The organism is Lentimonas sp. CC4 (assembly GCF_902728235.1).
Lineage (GTDB): Bacteria > Verrucomicrobiota > Verrucomicrobiia > Opitutales > Coraliomargaritaceae > Lentimonas.
Genome location: NZ_CACVBO010000001.1, coordinates 3736147 through 3755994 on the forward strand (window position 1 = coordinate 3736147; position 19848 = coordinate 3755994).

13 protein-coding genes are annotated in these 19848 nt (G+C 48.6%); 5 read left to right on the plus strand and 8 right to left on the minus strand.

Annotation, left to right across the window (positions count from 1 at the left end):
• The first annotated feature begins 162 nt into the window (after positions 1–162).
• Positions 163–1314 (plus strand): DNA-binding transcriptional regulator, encoded by a 1152-nt coding sequence (locus GZZ87_RS15995; protein WP_162024577.1) that lies wholly within the window; start codon positions 163–165, stop codon positions 1312–1314.
• A gap of 95 nt (positions 1315–1409) precedes the next feature.
• On the opposite strand, the gene GZZ87_RS16000 is transcribed toward GZZ87_RS15995, so the two are convergent.
• The 5 genes from GZZ87_RS16000 to GZZ87_RS16020 form a co-directional block, all read right to left on the minus strand.
• Positions 1410–4379 carry a TonB-dependent receptor gene (locus GZZ87_RS16000; protein ID WP_162024578.1) on the minus strand — a complete coding sequence of 990 codons (2970 nt, stop codon included), beginning with the start codon at positions 4377–4379 and terminating at the stop codon, positions 1410–1412.
• Between the two features lie 578 nt (positions 4380–4957).
• Complete coding sequence (locus GZZ87_RS16005) at positions 4958–5692, minus strand: family 16 glycosylhydrolase (RefSeq protein WP_162024579.1); 735 nt, start codon at positions 5690–5692, stop codon at positions 4958–4960.
• Between the two features lie 493 nt (positions 5693–6185).
• A complete protein-coding gene (locus GZZ87_RS16010; protein ID WP_162024580.1) occupies positions 6186–7145 on the minus strand; it encodes an AraC family transcriptional regulator in 960 nt (319 codons plus the stop codon).
• A 205-nt stretch (positions 7146–7350) separates the two neighbouring features.
• Entirely contained in the window at positions 7351–8148 is a 798-nt protein-coding gene (locus GZZ87_RS16015; protein ID WP_162024581.1) for a PEP-CTERM sorting domain-containing protein, read from the minus strand.
• 266 nt (positions 8149–8414) lie between these two features.
• Positions 8415–9233 (minus strand): PEP-CTERM sorting domain-containing protein, encoded by an 819-nt coding sequence (locus GZZ87_RS16020; RefSeq protein ID WP_162024582.1) that lies wholly within the window; start codon positions 9231–9233, stop codon positions 8415–8417.
• A 644-nt stretch (positions 9234–9877) separates the two neighbouring features.
• On the opposite strand from GZZ87_RS16020, the gene GZZ87_RS16025 reads away from it, so the two are divergent.
• The 3 genes from GZZ87_RS16025 to GZZ87_RS16035 all read left to right on the plus strand — a co-directional run bounded on the left by GZZ87_RS16025 (position 9878) and on the right by GZZ87_RS16035 (position 14591).
• Positions 9878–10612: a PEP-CTERM sorting domain-containing protein gene (locus GZZ87_RS16025; RefSeq protein WP_162024583.1), complete on the plus strand. Its 735-nt coding sequence runs from the start codon at positions 9878–9880 to the stop codon at positions 10610–10612.
• A gap of 926 nt (positions 10613–11538) precedes the next feature.
• Positions 11539–12960: a family 16 glycosylhydrolase gene (locus GZZ87_RS16030; RefSeq protein ID WP_244648103.1), complete on the plus strand. Its 1422-nt coding sequence runs from the start codon at positions 11539–11541 to the stop codon at positions 12958–12960.
• 23 nt (positions 12961–12983) lie between these two features.
• The gene (locus tag GZZ87_RS16035; RefSeq protein WP_162024584.1) at positions 12984–14591 is read left to right on the plus strand and encodes a hypothetical protein; all 1608 of its coding nucleotides are present in this window, start codon (positions 12984–12986) and stop codon (positions 14589–14591) included.
• A 262-nt stretch (positions 14592–14853) separates the two neighbouring features.
• On the opposite strand, the gene GZZ87_RS16040 is transcribed toward GZZ87_RS16035, so the two are convergent.
• The 3 genes from GZZ87_RS16040 to GZZ87_RS16050 all read right to left on the minus strand — a co-directional run bounded on the left by GZZ87_RS16040 (position 14854) and on the right by GZZ87_RS16050 (position 18302).
• The gene (locus GZZ87_RS16040) at positions 14854–15519 is read right to left on the minus strand and encodes a response regulator transcription factor (RefSeq protein WP_162024585.1); all 666 of its coding nucleotides are present in this window, start codon (positions 15517–15519) and stop codon (positions 14854–14856) included.
• 151 nt (positions 15520–15670) lie between these two features.
• The gene (locus tag GZZ87_RS16045) at positions 15671–17674 is read right to left on the minus strand and encodes an ATP-binding protein (RefSeq protein ID WP_162024586.1); all 2004 of its coding nucleotides are present in this window, start codon (positions 17672–17674) and stop codon (positions 15671–15673) included.
• 169 nt (positions 17675–17843) lie between these two features.
• Positions 17844–18302 carry a hypothetical protein gene (locus GZZ87_RS16050; protein WP_162024587.1) on the minus strand — a complete coding sequence of 153 codons (459 nt, stop codon included), beginning with the start codon at positions 18300–18302 and terminating at the stop codon, positions 17844–17846.
• 259 nt (positions 18303–18561) lie between these two features.
• Here GZZ87_RS16050 and GZZ87_RS16055 point away from each other — a divergent pair, with 259 nt between their 5' ends.
• Positions 18562–19203, plus strand: coding sequence for a hypothetical protein (locus tag GZZ87_RS16055; RefSeq protein WP_162024588.1), 642 nt, complete (start codon positions 18562–18564; stop codon positions 19201–19203).
• Positions 19204–19848 lie beyond the last annotated feature (645 nt).

The window sequence follows — 19848 nt, forward strand, 5'->3', positions numbered from 1 at the left end:
CCACTTGGCTGAGTGCAGTTCAGGGGATTAGATTTCATCCATGAGGTGCCCTGCGCAACGCAGTCCCTACCCTTTATTTAGATTGATTGAGCACTCTATGCGGCTATCGTTTGATCTTTCTCTTTCCCTGCGACGATCTCTTATAATCATTCAAAGCTCTGCATGGATACACCTAAAGTAGCGATTCTCGTCGATACCGCCACTGGGTGGGGACGACGTGTGATCCGTGGCGTCCTCGACCACCGACTAGAGCACGGCATATGGGACATCACCATTCAGCCCAATGGCCCCAACGATCCCTTTGATTTTGAGAACCTTTCTGAATTCGACGGAGTCATCGCACGCGTCTCAACCCCTGAGATTTCAAAAACGCTCAAGCAACTCAAGATCCCGACAGTCAATGTTTCCGGTATAAAACTCGAAGGCTGCACCTTTACGCAAATCACCACTGACCGCTTTGCCTCGGCGAGACTCGCTGAAGCACACTTCCGAGACCGCTCATTCTCCCATTTCGCCTACATCGGACCACTCGGGCTCAAACATGTTCGAGCGCAAGAACGCGCATTCGAGGAAGCTCTTGAAAAGTCTGGCACCGCTTGCCACGTCTATCACCCAGACCCGAAATCCAAAATCAGTAATCAATGGATACCCAACGAAGATCGGCTAATCGCTTGGTTGCAAAGCTTACCCAAACCAGTCGGCATCTACACTTGGGCTTTTGAAATCGGGCGCACCATCGTCAGCGCCTGCCGTAAGGCCAACATACCAGTGCCACATGATGTCGCCGTGCTCGGTGGCGACTACGACGAACTACTCAGCGATGCCTGCCATCCCGCGCTTTCTGGCATCGTCTGTCCCGCAGAGCAAATCGGCAAGCGAGCCTCCATCGAATTGGACAAGCAGATGAATGGCAACAAATCCGCAGGCTCCAAAATCTACATTCCAGCAGAAGATATTGAAGAGCGACTCTCCACCGAAACACTCGCCATCGCAGACAAGCAGATCAAGCAGGCACTGACCTATATACGTGCACACGCGTGCGAAGAGATTTCAGTCGAAGACATTCTAACTGAAGTGCCCATGGCGCGACGTTCGTTAGAGCGCCGCTTCACACAATACATCGGTCGCACACCTGCACTGGAAATCCGTCGCATCAGGATCAACCACGTTCGCAAGCTCCTAGCAAAGACGGATATGACGATGCAAGAGATCGCCGAAGCCTGCGGCTATTCAGGCTACAACTATCTAGGCATGATCTTCAAAAAAGAGACCGGAATGTCTCCAGGTGCCTATCGAAATCGCGCACGCGGCTAGCCTCTAGAACCGACCAACAAGATATCCCGTATCATCATACGACAATACGGGATATTATGTGGGGCTCATAAAACAAAACCCCAGAAATCGAACGGCTAAAATGTTAGCGCCGCACTCAAAGCATAAGCACGTGGTGTAGTGTAACGTGCGCCACCACCACTCGTCGCGAGTAGATCCTGCTCATCAAATATGTTACGGCATGTGAACTGCACACGATAGCCCATCGCATTCTTAGCCTTTCCAATCTTCCCCCCATACCCAACGAACACCGTTGTAATCAAGCTGTCATCCAGCCAGATTTCAGATTTATCTCCAGTGCGACTCTGATCAGGGTTAGTCAAATAGATGGTATCGTAGAGGCCGGAATCTGTGTATCTCAGAGTGGTGCCGCAGAATGCGCCCTTCAATGCTCCGTCTCTGAAAGTGTAACGCGACGTAAAGCTCACAGTGTGTGGAATCGTGCCCTCTAACTTATCGCCTTCACCGAAATCCGACAAGGGTGTTTTAGTTTTTTCCGTCTCCAAATATGCGTAGGAAAGCACCATAGAAAGCGATTTTGTCGGATTGTAGTAAAGCGTTGCCTCGATTCCCTTCACTTCAACATCTTGGTCTGGCACGTGACTACCATTGCCATCCCAAACATATTCTGGATTAAGGGGGTCACCCACATCGCGCCACAGGCCTGGATCCTCTGCATAAGGATAAATTTGTTTCAAATCATTTACATTATAAACAGTCACGTCGTTTTCCTTTTTAGTGAAAAACCCAACCACTTGACCATTCAACTTCCCCTCCAGCGCTTCAAACTTAATACCACCCTCCCAACCTTTACCGATTTGAGGTGGAACTAAGTTGCCATAAGGATCACGCTGAAATCCGGTTGGTGATTCAATAGACTCCGAATAATTAGCAAATACCGCAAGCCTCTCAGTCACCCAGAACAGAGCCCCCAATGAAGGACTCCAGCGTCGATTCGTATTATGCACTTTATCGCCTGTGCCATAGCCCCCATTCACATCCGAAACGCGGCTGTTTTGTGCGGATGCATTAATTCGATCATACCGGACACCCACTAGAGTGTGCAACCGACCATCCAAATACTTCCCCTGATTCGCCAACCAGAATGCATGACTCTTCGTTTCTGTGCTAATCTTATTTTTAACATAAAAATCACCTCTCCCATGATCAAAATCCAAACCAGGTTGATGCGTGCCACCTGCAATCGTGAAACTTGGATCGGCATTCGGCGCAGCACCATTATAATTATAACCATAATTATAGGGAGTATTACGCTCACGTATCGTCTGCGCAGGTAAGATCCCATTCGCATTTGACAGTATATTACCATCGTAGTCCGTCCGATACAATTGGCCATTGTCGCCGACCGCAGTATAATTAGGGTCATACCAACCCGTATTCTTCAGCTTCGTTCTACGATCATCCAAATCGATACCAAAAAGAAACTGCTGTTGAGAATCCGAGATCTCAGTCGCCCATGTCGTAGTGGAACGAACTGAAGTCGAATCGTCCGATCCAATACGTTCAGACCAAGTCGTATCGACACCAGCGTTCGCATAAATAGTATCAATCGCGTCATCGAGCGCTGCCTTATCTGTGGGAAGCGGGCCAGCATCTAAACCGTAATATTCGTGATTATTGTTACCGATATTATTATAGACGCCATTCGCCGTAAAACGGATACCATTCGTGGCGCCACGCGTCTTACTGTAGCTATCCGACTTTTCATAGGATGCCGCGAGCTTTGTCTTCAAACTGTCCGAGAAGGAATGCGTCACATCACTCAAGAAATAGTATCCGTCATTATCACGGTAGTAGTCCTTACCGATGAGCTCACCCATGTCCTCCATATCCACCTCGAGCGCATTATAGTGATTCTTAATATCTGCATCACTGGTAAAGAAATCGGGCACCCGTGTATCAGGCACTGCATTACCGTTGTTCAGCCTGAGAGCATCTCGATAGTTAATCATCTGATCTTTCACCTTGCGGGTCAGATGCTTATAGAAATCGCCAGTCGCAGGCGCATCTCTAAGTGCACCTGTATGACCAAATTGATCCGTGCGATCGATCATCATCGAAGGAGGGTTCTTGCGCTCAGTATTCACCGATTCCAAGTGCGCCCGCACCTCGGTCTTTTCTGATACACGATAGGTCGCCTCAACAGTGACACCATCGAATGTAAATTCTTTGTAGTCTTGATACCCGCCACTTTCCTTATGCACGGCCATGACACGAACGGCTAACTTATCATTAATCACACGATTTGCATCAAAATCGGCACGATACGTCTCATCCGAACCAACGAGAAAACCCAACTTTGTCGTATCTTTGCCAAACTCAGCACGCTTCGCCAAGAAGTTCACTTTACCACCAGGGGATGCCTGACCATAGATCAAACTATTCGCCCCACGGATGATTTCAGAACGCCCAACGTTATAACCGTCCTGGTCTAACTCACGCCCCATGAATTCATATAGTTGGTCGGCTGTTTTCAGACCGCGAAAAATCAACGAACGATTATTAAATTCTGTCGTCGAATTTACTTCAACACCTGCCAACACATTGGTCAGGTCATCAATGTTATAGAGCAACAAATCGTCCATCATTTCCTGATTCACCACCTGAATGGTCATCGGTGTGTCCTTGATCAGCGCACTTGTGCGTGTGCCACCTAAGGAGTGCGCCGAATAGTAGCCATCATCCTTCTCTGAGGATACTACGAAGTCTGGCAAGATGTGATAGGATTCTTCATCCTCACTTTCCCCTGGTTCGGTGAATTCCGCATCGATTCCAAAGGCCTCCTCTCCTTCTGGAGTCGTGGCCTCTCCGTATTGTTTCTTAGCGTCTGCTTTCTCAGCATCCGCGTCGGGCAATACAAAACCTGGAGCAGCTGCGACTTCATCTACAGCCGGTGCTACGACTTCCGAATCATCGGTAGGCAATACGAATGCAGGCTCTTCAGCGTCTTGCGCTAATAAGACACACATATTCGCACAAACGAACAGGCTGCCAACCAGGACTCTCTTAGGGGATAAATTATTCATAAATTAACAACGGTTTTTAAATTAAAGTTAGCCTAAATCGCATCCACTACAGGCTCTAGGACTTCACAGGGGGAGGTGAAGATTCGTAACAGACATCAAACATGTGAACCTCAAATAGAAGTATTAAAATTCAATCGGTAGCATACCACAGCACATGCCGGAATTGCATAGCCAATCTTATAAAATAGGCGACTAATACAAGACTCTCAGTATCCTACATCTGAATACAATTTTAATGACTTTCAGGCAGACAAGTATCCTAGAACAACAGAACCTCCTAATCGCCTTGAAGTCATACATAGTAGCTTGAACACGAAATGCTCGCATCCACTCAGGCCATTGCGTAGGTCGCGTGCTCTTGGCGGGCGTAGCGTGCGAAGCCTATTGCACGCAGCCGCTGCATGTGATGCGTGCGTGCCCTCGGCAGCGGCATTCAGCAAGGGGACGGCCTCCAAGCTGAAACTCTATATCTAAGCGTCAGGACGAAACACAGACAAACGCACGAACAGCCTTAATCGAGTCGCATTCGGGTTATGCCTTTAACTCATTCTTTGCGGTTCGACAAGACCACCGAGCCACTACTGCCAAACGCGAATATAATCGATCTCGAAGTCGGCGGGCAGCTCCTCCTTAAACGGCAAACCCACCCATGAGAACGTCTCCGAGTCCACCCAGATGCTTGCGGGTTCTACCAAAATCCAACGCTCTCCAAGCTCTTCTTTGGTCACTGTTCCGACGAGTTTCCCATCGGCATAGAATTTTAAATAGTTCTCATTCCACTCACATCCATACACATGAAAATCATCGGCCACACGCCAATCCAGTGGATAGTGGTCGCGCCATGAGCGACGGTCTGGCCCCTGGGGTTTTCCCCAATTGATCATCGTCGCCATCATCTCTTTTTCCAAGTGCTTCTTATGCTTCTGCGACGGCTTGCCCACGAATTCGAATACATCCAACTCCGACTTCACTCCAGTCATCCAAAAAGAGCTGGTAATTGAGGCATCCGCCGCTTTGCAGCGGATCTCCATATACCCATAGTGAAACTCCTCCTTACCGATGACGGCAGCAGTCGTAATATTCTCGTATTTATCGCCCGAAGCCTTGTCGATTTTATCGGAAAAATCAAAGTCAGGCTCCCAGCGTGTTGCTATCTTGAGTTTACCGTCTTCGACTCGCACATTTTCGGTCGAAAACTGTGAAGGCGCACGCCCGATCCAGCGAGACTTATACTCGCCGTTTCTGCCTTGTATCAGCCACTTATCCTCATCTAAACGAGATGAATCAAACTCGTCACTCACCGCTTTATTCAATTGCCATCCTCCCTTATTTAGAGGGTCTGAATAAGGCGACGATACCGATTTAGCCAGAGTGGTTTGAGTAGCAAGAAGCTGCAGACCAACACAGAGTAGAGTCGTGGCACTCGCCAACGTAGTTAAAGAAAATTTGGAATTCTGCATCATTTTTACATGCGGTGATTGAAGGGATAACATCTCGATAATAATAACAATACGTAGGCCTAATAGACAGTGACATTCCTGTCATTTAGACAGCGAATGCTACCCCACAAAGAAACGGACGCTCCTCATGCACGTTCTGAACTGCTTGATCCTTACCGATCATTTTCTAGTAGCCTCCATGTTTCACTCTACGAGCTACGAAGATTCTTTTGTAGCGGAGCCGTGAAGCGGTTTCGTGCGGAGTTACCGAACTTTGGTTCGTCGGTCGAAATGAGTTCCTCATTCCGCTACAAATCAAGCAATCACACCCACAACCGAAGACTAATAAAATCTAAAATCCCCCAACCTACACTGCTATGGCGAATTCACGCACATGCTTTACCTGAGGGTGCTGCTTACGGTATTCCGCAGGCGACTGACCCGTGATCTTCTTAAATAGACGACCGAAGTGCGTGTATTCGTTGAAGCCCACATTATAACAGATCTCTAGCGCACTATCGCAGCTATCACGTAGTAAGACACATGCGCGCTCCACACGCAGACCATTCAAGTAGCCGAGAAACGTCATGCCGGTCTCGTGCTTAAACATCCGGCAAAAGTAGCTCTCAGAAGCGCCACACATGGAAGCCATCTCATCTAGAGTGAGCGTCTTGTCGAAGTTCTCGTGAATAAAATTCAGTGTCTTGCGAATTCCCGCCTTATAGCGAGAAACACGTAGCGATGCATCCACCTCAATCTTTTGCGGCTCAACTGCCGCCTCTTCTTCCTCCTGCCCGGCAAGACATGCGAGCAGGTTCAAAAAATGACAACGCGACATCGCACGGCCTTGCTGACCGTGATCATGCGAAGACGCTTTGAGCTGCTCAAAGAGTGCGGATACCATCTCACGATTCTCATCCGACACTTTGATGTGAACCGCCGAGACCGTCTCTTCCATCAACGGCAGCATCGGCTTAAAGAAATAGCGGTTGGGCGAACCAGAGTTCTGCAACTCTTCAATGGAATTGATTCCAAAATCAACCACCTGAGGCTGAAAGCTGCAGCAATACGCCTTCAGCGGAGCGCCCTCGGCGTCATCTTCCAGCACATGGCTGGCATACGGCTTCATCACAATCAAATCACCAGGGTTCATCGTGATCGCTTCACTTGAGAAGCGATTGACTAAGGTGCCTTCTTCCACATAGAGCATTTCAAAATACTCGTGGCGGTGCATCGTGTTTTGAATCAAAGTGCGATCGACCAAAGTATCAACCGTAACAGGAAATGAGGATTCAGAGAAGAGCTCTCGGGCTTTAATAAGTGACATAGGGTATATTGAGTTGGGGTGTGAATCAGAAAAGCCATGCGTATATTGGCTAGAAGAATGCCGATATTATACTTTGATCCAAAAATACGTCTACTGTCAGATCATGTAGAAGCCCCCTACACGATCATGTAGGATTGCGCGTAAACACAAAAAAAGGCGTGAACTGAAGTTCACGCCTTTTGTTAGAATGTATGGAGTCGAACGACTACTTACGGCGACGAACTGTTACGAACCCGAGGGCAAGTGCACCAGCGATCAAAGCGAAAGCGCCTGGCTCTGGGATTGCGGTCCCATTGACTGAAAATGCTTGAATTTGTCGATTCGACACAAGTCCAACCGTGTCCGTGACGGAACTAGAGAATCCACCATAAAGTCCAGTCGCATCATCTAACAACAACGCTGATACAGTTGTTCCACTCGCGGTATACATCGTAGCCAAATCTGTATTCGACAAAGTAATGCTATAATCCCAAGAGTTTGCAACCGCGTCTGTTGTATTACGTAGGATATCCACCTTAATATTCAACTGATCACTGTCCCCAGTAGCTGCATCATCAAAGCCCAACTGCACCGCAGTTGCCACATCAAGCACTGAAATATTTGTGACTCCTGGAATAAAAAATCCATAATCCCCATCAGTCTTACGACGTAGGCCAAAGCGCAATTGAGACCCAGTGGCAAATTCACTCGAAAACATCAGGCTAACAACATCTTTATTATTAGCAGCAGCAGTCTGAGTAAACGAAAAGTCGATATCGATCGAGAACGCATCAGCCGCACTATACTGCTCGTTAAACATCGCTGCCGACCAATTACTATCAGCATCAAGGTTCACCGCGCCAGTAGTTGCAGAATCGACTACAAGATTATCATTCTGTGAAAGCCAATCTGCATGATCAGTTAAGTTTCCATCCGAGTATCCCGTAGTAAAGTCTACCGTCGTCGCCTGCGCGGTGACAGCAACCGCTGCGGTTAAAGTGAAAAGAGAAAGGATTTTTTTCATAGCATTATTTATCTGGGTTTACGTTTTTGCTAGGTAGCAACTGCGCATCCGATGGGAATTACTAGAATTAGCAGTATGCCATAATCTCCATCCCCATCGAAGTGCTATTCCTAGAATCAACTAGGACAATTTTGTCCTACATCTTCTAAATCTGCACTCAGCCAACTGCTGAATGTCGCACATAAATACTTACACACGCAAACACACAAAAAAAAGGCGTAAGCCGAAGCCCACGCCTTTGATTCAAATGAGTTGAAGTCGGACGACTACTTACGACGGCGAACCATTACAAATCCGAGCGCAAGTGAACCAGCGATCAATGCGAATGCGCCTGGTTCTGGGACGGTTGAAACACCAAAGTGCTGCAATGAAACACCCGCATTCTTACCCGCGACCCCATCTTTAGTGATATCAAAATAGAAACCAACAGCTTGAACATCTGAAAGGCTCGCCGGTGACGCCACTGCACCAATAGTAGCATCACCACTAACATGTGGAGTAAAAGCCAACCATTCTGTCGAACCAGTGACATTCAGCGTTCTCGTATCAAAGCCCGTTGCGATTACGAAATCGTCTGAACTCGCAAACCAATTATCTGCACTATCTTGAAAGATAAATTTCAAGTTACCACTTAGATCGCCACTACCTGTGCGATAGATCGAAGTCGTAAAAGAAGCTAAGTCAGTAGTAGGTGCAGTAACAAAATTCTCCCACACGATCATACCATCAAAATTGGGATCATCGTTATTGCCGGTGACAAATTGAATTTGATCGGGGTTGGCAGCATTTCCAGGGTTAAAAATTTGAGTATTGCCTGCCCCAGTCGTGCTACCGGCCCAATTGAATGTCGGCGACTTCCCTGTATTGTTAGGATAGTAATCAGCTCCAACCACAGGACTCGCAACATGACCAGACGAATATGTCGTTGGAGTATCGATATCAGGATCTGCTCCTGTTCCGAGTTCTTGTGTCGCGGTCACAATATCAGTCGCGCCAGATGGGGCACCCCACTCAACCACTGTATCAGCCTGAGCAGCGCCTGCCCCAAGCGCGGTTAAAGTAAAAAGAGAAAGGAGTTTTTTCATAGTAGTATTTATCTTGGGTTACGTTTTTGCTAGTTAACTCTGGTGATCCGATGAGAATCAGTGGGAACCGCAGTATGCCAGAATCCTCGCTTCTATCGAAGTGTGATTCCAGCAATGAACTAGGACAATTTTGTCCTACAGCGTCTATAATTGCACTCTGCGATGAGCCGTAACTCGTCCGCAAGAGGGGAGCCAATAAAGAAGGGACGTCACACGTTCCTAGAGGCTCGGCCTCACCACGAATAACAGGAGCATGGACACTCTTTTCCATCAGCAACGCGGGCGCATTCCCGTAATCCCGCGGGACGGGAGTGTCTCAACTCCAATTTATGCACTCGACAAAATGCCCTAGATCAAGCCCTAGCGTAGCGCCTTACATAAGTCCACGAGCGTAACTAATGAAAATCTACCAGAACAGAAAACAGCCCCCTTAAACAGAGCAAGAATCGCATACTTAATCAGATAAATGGCCATGTGCCCCCTAGGAATGATATGCTATACTATTCATCAATTAACCTCAGCCCGCACAACCCTCACAATTTGCAGGCGCAAATCCACCCAATCCTTTACGCATAATCATCTATCTCAAATACCTAAGCTTTAGTAATATATAGAATTACACGCACCGAACTCCAATTAACACTATGAATAAAATACTACTCACAACCCTTGCTTCAGGCATTGCGTTAGCAATCTGCACTTCATACGGTGCAACCGTTTCCCCATTTGTAAATTTCTTAGATGATGATTCTGTAGCGAACGACACCGACCTTGGTTTCAATGTTAACTCTGGAGGTTTAGACACAACAAGTCTCACTGCTAATAGCGACGACATATTAACTTTCCTTCTCAATATTGATGACAGTGGAGATACTGGAACTGTCTGGAAAGCTGCACTCACAATCACAGGCCTCACAGCTGGCACCGTTGCACCTGAGCCCAACGCGGTTTCTGCATCTGGCACTGGTGATATCATATTTGGTAGCGTTGGAACTGAGGAAGCAGGCGACCAAACCCAATTAACATTCAACATTACTGATATTACTCAAGTATCAGGCGGCGCTGGATTTGACGCTACTTTCGCTGGATTTACTGGATTAACAGTGAATCGCTTCTCTACTTCGACAGATTCCTTTACATTTGCCGGAAACGGTTATTCTGGCGATATTGATAACTCGGGCGGCGGCACAGGCTCGGTTACCATCAGCCTCAGCAATGAATCGAGTGGCTCAACATTGATCGACACAGGAACCAATCAGTGGAGAGTTGAAGGAGTGACTGGTGCCTTCAACGTGACTGCTGTCCCTGAGCCTGGCACATACGCCCTCCTCGCTGGCATGCTTGCACTCGGTGCAGTCATGGTTCGCCGCAGAAAATAATTTCAGGGGTATGCTAGTTAGGTCTAGCATCTTATATTAGGGTTAAAGCCGTTGGATTCGTCCAACGGCTTTTTTCTTTCACAAAACCTACAACGCAGCAATGACTCAATTGTGAATTGGCAGCTACTTCGCTCTAATCACCTTACTCGTTGAGCCACTGACAGATGCCACACGACTCTTTCAAGCGATTCTTCCCCCTGCTGATGTTCTGTCCTTCGGCGATTGCCCCGATCAGTCGAACCGCCGTGGTTTCATCGTATTATTTACCTGGGTTTACGTTTTTTTGCTAGTTAACTCTGGTGATCCGATGAGAATCAGTAGAAACGCAGTATGCCAGATTCATCGAAATGTGATTCCAACAATGAACTAGGATGATGAGTGCTTTTGCTCAATGCCGCACTCCGATTTAGCTCACAACATTTCTAACGTGCGGCTTCTTGCAAGAAGACTCCTCACAAATACCAGTGATCGCCGATTAGAACTAGTCTCGCCCTGACAAAAACATACGACCACGTGGCCGAAACGGCTTCGCCGATCCGCTACCGAAGTGACTGAGGACCACATGCGGATCTGCAAATGTCGAAAAACCTCGACACCTGCACCTTCGGCTCCACGAGAGCGCCCTTCCCCAAGCAGCACCGGAAGGCGAAACCCTCAGCGGTGACGCACTCGCCTCGTGCGAGAAATCGTTCAAGAACGGGTCGGCGAGGCGCTGTAGCACGATTCGTAAGTCCTGAGCGAGTGAAGCGTCCAGGTGTAGACGGAATCCTCTATGTTTATTACATAAATGCTCATATTCGAAAGCGCGCGTATTTGGTAACCTCTTCACCAGTCATTCAAAGATACCTCACAACACTGCTACTGGAGCTGGTCACGATTTCGACATACGCCGCAACGGACGGTTCAACCTTATACTAAAATAGAATATGATGAAGCAACTACTCCCTCTCCTTCCATGCATAGTATTTTTCTCGGCCTGCACCAGCATGGCTCAGGAGAACGTCTACCCGCATACTGACCCGGAGAATACAGGTGGATGGGTGCTCAACGAAGAAGTGAGCGATGAGTTCAATGCGTCCGAATTTGATCGCCACAAGTGGTTCATCGAAGGCGAGAATGGCGGCGACTATTACATTTGGAAGGGACGTCCGCCTTCGCAATTCGTGGAGCACAACGTGATTCAGGAGGATGGACTTTTGAAGATCCGCTCTCAATGGGAACCCGAGTTTGAATTTTACGAAGGCAAGTATGCGGATGGTGCTCACAACGACCCCTATGGTGTGTTTGAAGATGAACCGTTGCCGATTACCACCGCAGGTGTGATCACCAAGAAACGCTTCCTTTACGGCTACATGGAAGTTCGGACTAAGGCGGGCAACAGTAACATGACCAGCTCCTTTTGGGCGATCGGCTATGAGTCTGAACTCGATATTTACGAGCAAGTCGGCAATCCGAAAATTAAAGGCGATATTCAGGGAGACACATGGAAGGCCTCAATTCATAATTGGTCTCCACCGGCTCAGCGGCCGACACGTCGTTTCGGATTGAAAGAGCAACTCGATCACCGTGTGGCAGATGATTTTCATGTGTATGCCGCAGAGTGGGGACCCACTTATCTGAAGCTTTTTTTGGATGGTAAGCTCTACTACGAGACCACGGCAGAGGAGCAGGGAGAGAACTGGGTGCTGAACAACCCGCTGGAAATCTGGTTCGATTCCGAAGTATTTAAATGGTTGGGCGTGCCTCATGAGGGAGAGCTGCCAGTCGATTATGAAATCGATTATCTCAGAGTCTGGCAGAAGCCTGAGCCGAATTTGCTACAACGACAGTTCTTTAGTTTCGAAGGTCCGGTGCTGTTCTATGAGTATCCAATTCCATTGACGCTTGTGCCTGAGAGTAGCGAGCCAAATGAATATCAGCAATTTTGGCAGTTCGGCGAACATGAGATGGGGCTTTTCTCCATTACCAAAGAGCAGCATGCAGAGGGGCAAGGGATTAAGAGTTTACGCTTCGTGCCTAAGGGTATGCTGGCAAATGTATCCATCGTCACTCCGGCACGCGCCGTCGATATTCCATCTGGCGAATTCACATTCTCGATGCAGGTCATGCTTGAGGCAGACTGCGCGGTGGATCAGCTAAACATCAGTTTGTCCGATCCTGAAGTTTTCCTCGAGCCATTTGATCTCTCTAAATTGGAGAAAGGTCAGTGGGTGACACTGACTCAGACTTTTAAGCGTGATCTGGCATCCGGCGAGCGCGACCGCATGCGCATTCGCATGAACAAGGATACTGTCGGCGCGGGCGAAGGAGCTCTGTTTATCGATGCTATTTCCATCGAAGCAAAGTAAGCCTTTTCGACACTTTAAACACTATGAAAACCTACAAAAATAAGCTAAAATTTTTCGCTTCATCTGCAGCTGCTGTATTGGCAGTTGGCTGTTTTTCTTTATCTCCTGTTTCCGCCGAAATGGTTGGATTCTTTGAGAACAAGGTGTTCGACGATGCCCCAGAAGTCTTGCATGCGGCAACAGACTTTACTGCCTCGACCAATGATACCGAGCGACTCACTGCCGCTTTAAACCGAGCCTCTCAGGAAGATGCAGATGGTGGCGTAGTTATCTTGCGCGGTTCTGATTATGGTGAAAATAAGCGCTACCGAGTAGGCCGCGTTGATTTCCCATCGAATGTGCGGCTCGAAGTTGATCCAGACGTTACCATCGAGATGGAGAGCAAGTCTGAGCCCTTTCTCTTTTCCGTAGGGCGTAGCCCCTCGGTGCGTGATCTTATACCCGAGCGGGTTCGCAATGTGGAAATCACATCGACGCATCCGACCGAGCGCTTCACTATTGATGCCCGCACAAATAAGCCGCTCGATTACACCGGCGGCGGCACCCGCAACGATGGCTCTAGTCGAACACGTGCGATTCCGATTGCGCTATTCTATGTTGAGAATTTTTCGGTCTCCAATGTCCGAGTTGAGGATAACTTCACAGTCTCTGTAGCGGTGCAACTGTATCCTGATACCAACTACATGGATGGCGCATATGCGATTCGTTCCAAAGGTAAAGACCGCACGAAAGATGTCTTCTTGGATGGGCCGAATGGCGAGCCACTACCGATGAATAATCAGGGGCAATTTGTTGATGATCGTGGCCAAGTTATCTCCGATCGCGATGCAATCGTTCGAAACGATACTTGGGGACGCACTCCAATCAAGGGAACCATTCGTAACATTCTAGCCATTCATTCTCACACTGGCTACGGAGCCGTTCAAGTCTACGGCGGGGATTGGGTCGAAATCGACACTATCGAATCAGTTCATGGGATCGGTGTGCGACTTGAAGCAGGCAACGGCACGGATGGCGACAATATGAATCGAGCCGGGCCTTATAACGCTTCAGCCAACCATATTAAGATTTCTAATGTCACTATACGTGAAGGGTTCACTGGGGTTTGGTTGAAAACGCACGGCAAGATCAACAGGAACGTGCTGGTTCACAACGTCACTGCAATCGACAGTGGTTCAGCGATTTTAATTGATAAAGGCACTTTCAACCGCGACTGCCGTGATTTTATCCGAGGTCGCTACGAAAATGCCAAAATCACCGGCGATATTTCATTGAAGCGGACAGGTAAGAAGGCCGACGTCGGGTTCTTGACTACCTTTTACATCGCGCCTTCAGAGCGCGATTCACTCAAAGATACGACAGGTGATGGTCGGATCTCGGCAGCTGATTTGCCGCGCAGTCCTTCTGGGCATCGCTGGTATCTGATCGAGCCGGTTGTGCCAGTGCTGGCCATGTCGCAAATGTCAGCCTCTGAGGTTGGTGATCCATCCGAGAGCGAAGGCTTCTATGCCATTGATTTCAGTCAGGCCAATATCACTGGCGAAAACCTGCTTCGTCCTGAAATGATCCTCTATCGCGAAGATATGACTTATCCAAACGGTAATCAGGCCACAAATTTCATTTTAAAATAAGTGTGACTGACTTGAGTAATTGGTAAGGAAAGGGCTGAAACGTGCGGCTTCTTGCAAGGAGACTGTCTCACCAATGCCACAGACCTAGTAAATTGCTTACGTGACTGTTACTCTCTTAATCTTACTCTTCATCGTAATCGTAATCGGAGCGTTGTGATTGAAGACCTTACGAATGAGTCCGGAGGATTAAGATTATGAGTAAGATTACGATTATGACGTCGAAGATCCTGTTAAGTTACCCCATCCAACCGTCACCTGGATTCTAGATCAAGCCCTTGCGTAGCGCCTTACCGACGGCGCCGGCCTGCGAGTTGACCTGTAGCTTCTGATAAATGCTACGCAGGTAATAATCGACCGTCACTGTGGCGATGTTGAGCGACGCTGCGATTTCTTTCTTCACCATGCCATCGGACAACATACTGAGAACGGCGATCTCCTTTTCATTCAAATTACTCTCCGCGCTCTTAGGAGCGGTATGCTGAAACGCATCCAACACCATCGAGGCAATCGGCCCACTCAGAGGTGAACCGCCTTCGTGCACTAAGCGTATGCCGCGAACGATATCGTCCACAGTGTCATTTTTAAGCAAATACCCCGACGCCCCTGCGCAAATGGCCTGAAAGACGACGTCGCGGTTTTCTGAAATCGTCAGCACGATCGGATGCACTGCAGGACTCATCGCCTTGAGCTGTTGAATGCCCTCGATGCCACTCATCCCCGGCAACTGTATGTCCACTAAGACCACATGCGGAAACTCGCCTGCACGAAAGCGTGGCAGTGCCTCCTCAAACGAACCGAACGACTCATTACATTGAAGTCCCTCGGTCGCATCCAGTAATTCGGCCAGTTCACGACGATACTCAAAGGCATCTTCAATGATCCATACCTTAATAATCTTACCGGACGAAGTGGGAGAAAGCGCTGACATGGCAGGCAACTTGACATTGCTCCCAGTGATCGTCGAGTAGAACTAGTCTCGCCCTGACAAAAACATATGACCACGTGGCCGAAACGGCTTCGCCTATCCGCGACCTAAGTGACCGATGCGCTCATGCGGATCTGCAAATGCCGAAAAACCGCTACACCTGCACCTTCAGCTCCACGAGAGTGCCCTTCCCGGTGGATGAATCGACAGTCAGCACACCGTTCAGGCGTTGGGCACGTTCACGCATCGTCCTGCGCCCGTGATGCCCAGGTGCGAACGACTCATACTCCTTCATATTAAAACCTTGGCCATTGTCTTTGACCTTCAAGTAGAGCGTGCGTCCGACCAGCGCGACTTCCACCTCAATACGTGTGGCATGGGCATGCGAAGCGGCGTTGTGCAGCACTTCTTTCAAGAAGAGCAATAGATCGCGCTTTACTTGTAATTTTACCGGAGTCGAAGGCACCTGACCGGGAGGTGTGGCATGTAACTCAAGCTGTTCTGCTGGAATACTGACACGCACGGAATCGGCCAATTTCTGCATGACATGGTCTAAGGTATCTGTCTGAGCATCCGTCAGCCAGAGCACATCACGCAGCCCATGATGCATATCAGCGGCAATGGTGCGTATGCGTGCGCCGCGTTCACGAACCATAGGCTCACTCGCACTGCGCTCCACATAGGCAGATGCCAGCGAGATGGCTGCCACCTTACTGCCGATATCATCATGCAGGTCAGAATTCACCTGGCGGCGCAATGCCGCAGAGTGGCGACGACGTAATACGCCTTGAATGATTGCGAATAGCACTGCGATCAATGACACCAATACAGCGATATCCACCAAGAGGATACGCCAAAACGAATTCCAGCGGGCTTCAAGTTGTTCACCCAGCACAGTGCAGTTCTCCAACAACCGTTTGAGCTGCTTACGTTCCTGTAGCTGGTTCAACCAATCTAATAGAAATAATACGGGGTGTCCGCCAACCTTACCATCTCTCAACAAATCAACATCCGCCTCCGCCTCTGCCGGGAACCCTTCTAAGCGGATCGCCTCAATCGGGTAAAGGGTATCCAAGCGATACACATTGATTTCGCCTAATGCAAAAGTCTGCTGCTGGTTATGCGTCGGGAAATCCCCCATATGAATTCGGATCCAGCGGGCATTTAAATCGCCACCATTAAAGGCGACTACATTTTGCCCAGGCTCCTGATCGATCCATTCACGCGGCAACATCCGGCCATCAGCACGACCACCAGCCTTAGTCTGACGAACCAACTCAACCCGAATATTTCCAGGAAAACCATAATCTGGTATCAACATGCCCGAGGGTGATTGAGCAGGAAAGAGTGCGACCCAGCCTAATTTCCGATTTCTCCCCAGATCCAACTCCACCACACAGTCTGGTTCTGGATCCGACTCAAAGGAGACCACAAAATCACTTTCAGCAGGACGTTCGGCATTTTCTGCTTTCACATGCAGCGGTAAACCGAGGCTCGTTTTTTGATCAATCACAAACTCAGTGCCCCAATAAGGTAAGGACGTATAGGCCGAACTGGCCTCCACACGTTCACAAGGATGCTCAGACAGCCCCATCACTCCATATAGCTCATCTAGCGCAAATACCTCACGATCACCACTCACCTCGCCACGAAAGACCTCCAGCCGAACTTTATACGCCCGCGGCTCTGACGCATCGATGATCAACGGATAGCGCCCTGGGTCTGGACAGTCCTCATGTATCCACTCCTGAATGACATTCACTGAGCCATCTGCTGCAATCGTAGAGACACGAAAACGTCGTGGAAACCCATAACTCTCGGATGTATTGGCTCGGTGATCAAGCGCAGGCACCAGGATCACCTGAGAGAGCAAGATGTTCCGATTAAAGCTAAAATCTAAGGTCCAGCGTGGCTCATCTATCAGTCCATCCAGAATCGGAAAATAACCGCCATGATACCCATACCCCTCATACTGCAATGGCTGGTTCAGATACGGCAATTGCTCCAACTCGGAACGAACCTCCTGCTTCAACACATCGAGTTCATGTAGTCGCTTCGGTATTTCAAACAGCGCGACCTCAGCAGAAGCATCCAGTGGGGCACCTGTCCGCAAATCGACCGCAGCACACAGCGCGAACTGTCCGCTACAAAGAACCATCAGCGTCAGAACTAGAGCTTTCGCATTGCTTAACCTGAGCGTGAATATCATCTCAGCACTGTAAGCAGGATTCCTGCTCGCTGTCGATCAAACTGACAAGCCAAACGACAATCTCAGACCTAGGCTCGCTCTGCCGTATCCACTGACCGAATGCCGGATTGAGATCTGACTACTTACTGTCCCAATAGACTTTCTTCTCAATACCAGTCGCCAAGCCGTCGTTATTCGCGTCAATGGCCTTGAATTCCGCTTCCATTTTCGACTGATCATAAATCCAGCCTTTTTTCTCATGCCTCGCCTTCTGTATGTCTAAATATTCCTGCTTAGTCGAGTCAGCAGCACTGGTCTTCTTTGGAATCGGCTTAGGCTTTGGAGCTGCCTTAGGAGCCATGCCGTTGGGCTTCGTCCAGTAAGCGGCCTTCTCATCTCCAGAGAGAATGCCATCTCCATTTGTATCCATCTCAGCAAACTGCTGTTCAAGTTTCGCTTGATCATACACCCAGCCCTTACGCACAGCCTGAGTCTTTTGTGTCGCCAAAAATTGCTCTTTAGTGGAGTCGCCTTTAGCAGCGATTGCAGTCGATACTGTCATTGTCGCAGCGAGAATGAGTGTAATCTGTTTTTTCATCTGAGGTATGGAATAGTTTGGATTAATAACGATAAAGTAACCCGACTCGAAACCTAAGGTGATTCCAGCAATCGGAACTACAGAATATCACACACTGCGCCGCAAGAACACTGCCATTTCTGCAACAAACACTGCCATTTCCCTTACAGACATCACGGTTATGAATATCAAAGCAAATCCAACGAGAACCGCATAGTTTTTTTCAATATCGTCAGTCGTCCTCCTCGCTCCGAACTGTTATACTATGAGTTAAATTGTTATGATCAGAAAAACCCCATTCACCCAAATCACACAGCTATCACTCCTTGGTGCCCTCACACTAGCAGGCAACATGGATGCAAAAATCATAGCTGACTTCGAGGCAGACTTCAGCGTTACCCAATTAGCTCCGGGCTGGACTTACAAATGGAACCCAACTGGCGTCAAGATCGGGGATCATGCAAACTACATGGATCTCGTCGCATACGATGCGCCTTATGAAGCAAACTGTCGCTACGTAGTTGATCTCGAGAATCAACCAAGTCCGAAGAATACCTTACCCAATGCCCAGTGGCTTAAAATTGCCAAGGGATTCATCACACCGGGAGACCCCATTCTAAAGTCCACCGATGGCTTAGATCACTATGCCATCGCCTGTTACACGATCCAAGAAGGCGAAGCAGGAATCGGCAGTATTCAGAATAGTAAAATTGCCAGGAAATTCAAAGACGGCAGTGGCAAGATCAGTATTTTCATCAATGGTAATGAGCTCGGTTCTGACGAAGCCGTAGGCGATGAAGCCAGCACATTTAATGTTCCACTGGGCGAACTAAAGGTAGGCGACACGATCTATCTGGCATTCGGCCCAAGCGGCAACAAAGCCAGCGGCGCAAAAATTCAATTTCAGATTGATACGCAGTAATCCTACATGCGCCTTGCGTCTGATTGCCTGCACATAAAACCATCCTTTGACATTTCCAGTATGACGCGCTTCCTAGGAAGCGCATCTCTGACGTATTTTTTAACCGCCCGCTTACGCTTGAGATCGCGGAGCACGCAGAGAGCTGACGCAGAGTATTTCATCTAGGACTCCCCATCTCCTCCGCGCACTCCGCGATCTCTGCGGTTAGACTTTTTACCCGTTTTATTCATAGCTTGATATAATACCGTTATTCGGATTTAGTTGGCATTTCGATATGGGTCGCCCGGTTCTTAGAACCTAGGCCACGTAGCCTCGAAACTCTGTTTCGGGGAGATCGAATTACCAGAAAGTGTCACAGCTTGGTATAAAACGTGTCGAAACTGGCTCCTGGTTCCGCGGCACAGATCTGGCGCCGCGGAACAGGAAACCCACTTCGTGAGCTTTGTGCCTTTTTGAGAGCCCATCCCATGACACTGACTAAGCTTAGGCTCTGTGTTTTTAGTCCGCTAAACTGCGCTTAATGAGCACTTAAACCAACACGATGGGTTCTTAACCATACGGATGTGTTCTTTAGGGTCACTGACTTCGATTCTGTATTTTTAACCGCAGATTTCGCAGATGCACGCGGATGATCGACGACCCATC

Excerpts from the sequence above, each read along its gene's own strand:
- GZZ87_RS15995 (WP_162024577.1), top strand. The coding sequence starts at position 163 with ATGGATACACCTAAAGTAGCGATTCTCGTCGATACCGCCACTGGGTGG.
- GZZ87_RS16000 (WP_162024578.1), bottom strand. The coding sequence starts at position 4,379 with ATGAATAATTTATCCCCTAAGAGAGTCCTGGTTGGCAGCCTGTTCGTT.
- GZZ87_RS16010 (WP_162024580.1), bottom strand. The coding sequence starts at position 7,145 with ATGTCACTTATTAAAGCCCGAGAGCTCTTCTCTGAATCCTCATTTCCT.
- GZZ87_RS16015 (WP_162024581.1), bottom strand. The coding sequence starts at position 8,148 with ATGAAAAAAATCCTTTCTCTTTTCACTTTAACCGCAGCGGTTGCTGTC.
- GZZ87_RS16020 (WP_162024582.1), bottom strand. The coding sequence starts at position 9,233 with ATGAAAAAACTCCTTTCTCTTTTTACTTTAACCGCGCTTGGGGCAGGC.
- GZZ87_RS16025 (WP_162024583.1), top strand. The coding sequence starts at position 9,878 with ATGAATAAAATACTACTCACAACCCTTGCTTCAGGCATTGCGTTAGCA.
- GZZ87_RS16030 (WP_244648103.1), top strand. The coding sequence starts at position 11,539 with ATGATGAAGCAACTACTCCCTCTCCTTCCATGCATAGTATTTTTCTCG.
- GZZ87_RS16035 (WP_162024584.1), top strand. The coding sequence starts at position 12,984 with ATGAAAACCTACAAAAATAAGCTAAAATTTTTCGCTTCATCTGCAGCT.
- GZZ87_RS16040 (WP_162024585.1), bottom strand. The coding sequence starts at position 15,519 with ATGTCAGCGCTTTCTCCCACTTCGTCCGGTAAGATTATTAAGGTATGG.
- GZZ87_RS16045 (WP_162024586.1), bottom strand. The coding sequence starts at position 17,674 with ATGGTTCTTTGTAGCGGACAGTTCGCGCTGTGTGCTGCGGTCGATTTG.
- GZZ87_RS16050 (WP_162024587.1), bottom strand. The coding sequence starts at position 18,302 with ATGAAAAAACAGATTACACTCATTCTCGCTGCGACAATGACAGTATCG.
- GZZ87_RS16055 (WP_162024588.1), top strand. The coding sequence starts at position 18,562 with ATGATCAGAAAAACCCCATTCACCCAAATCACACAGCTATCACTCCTT.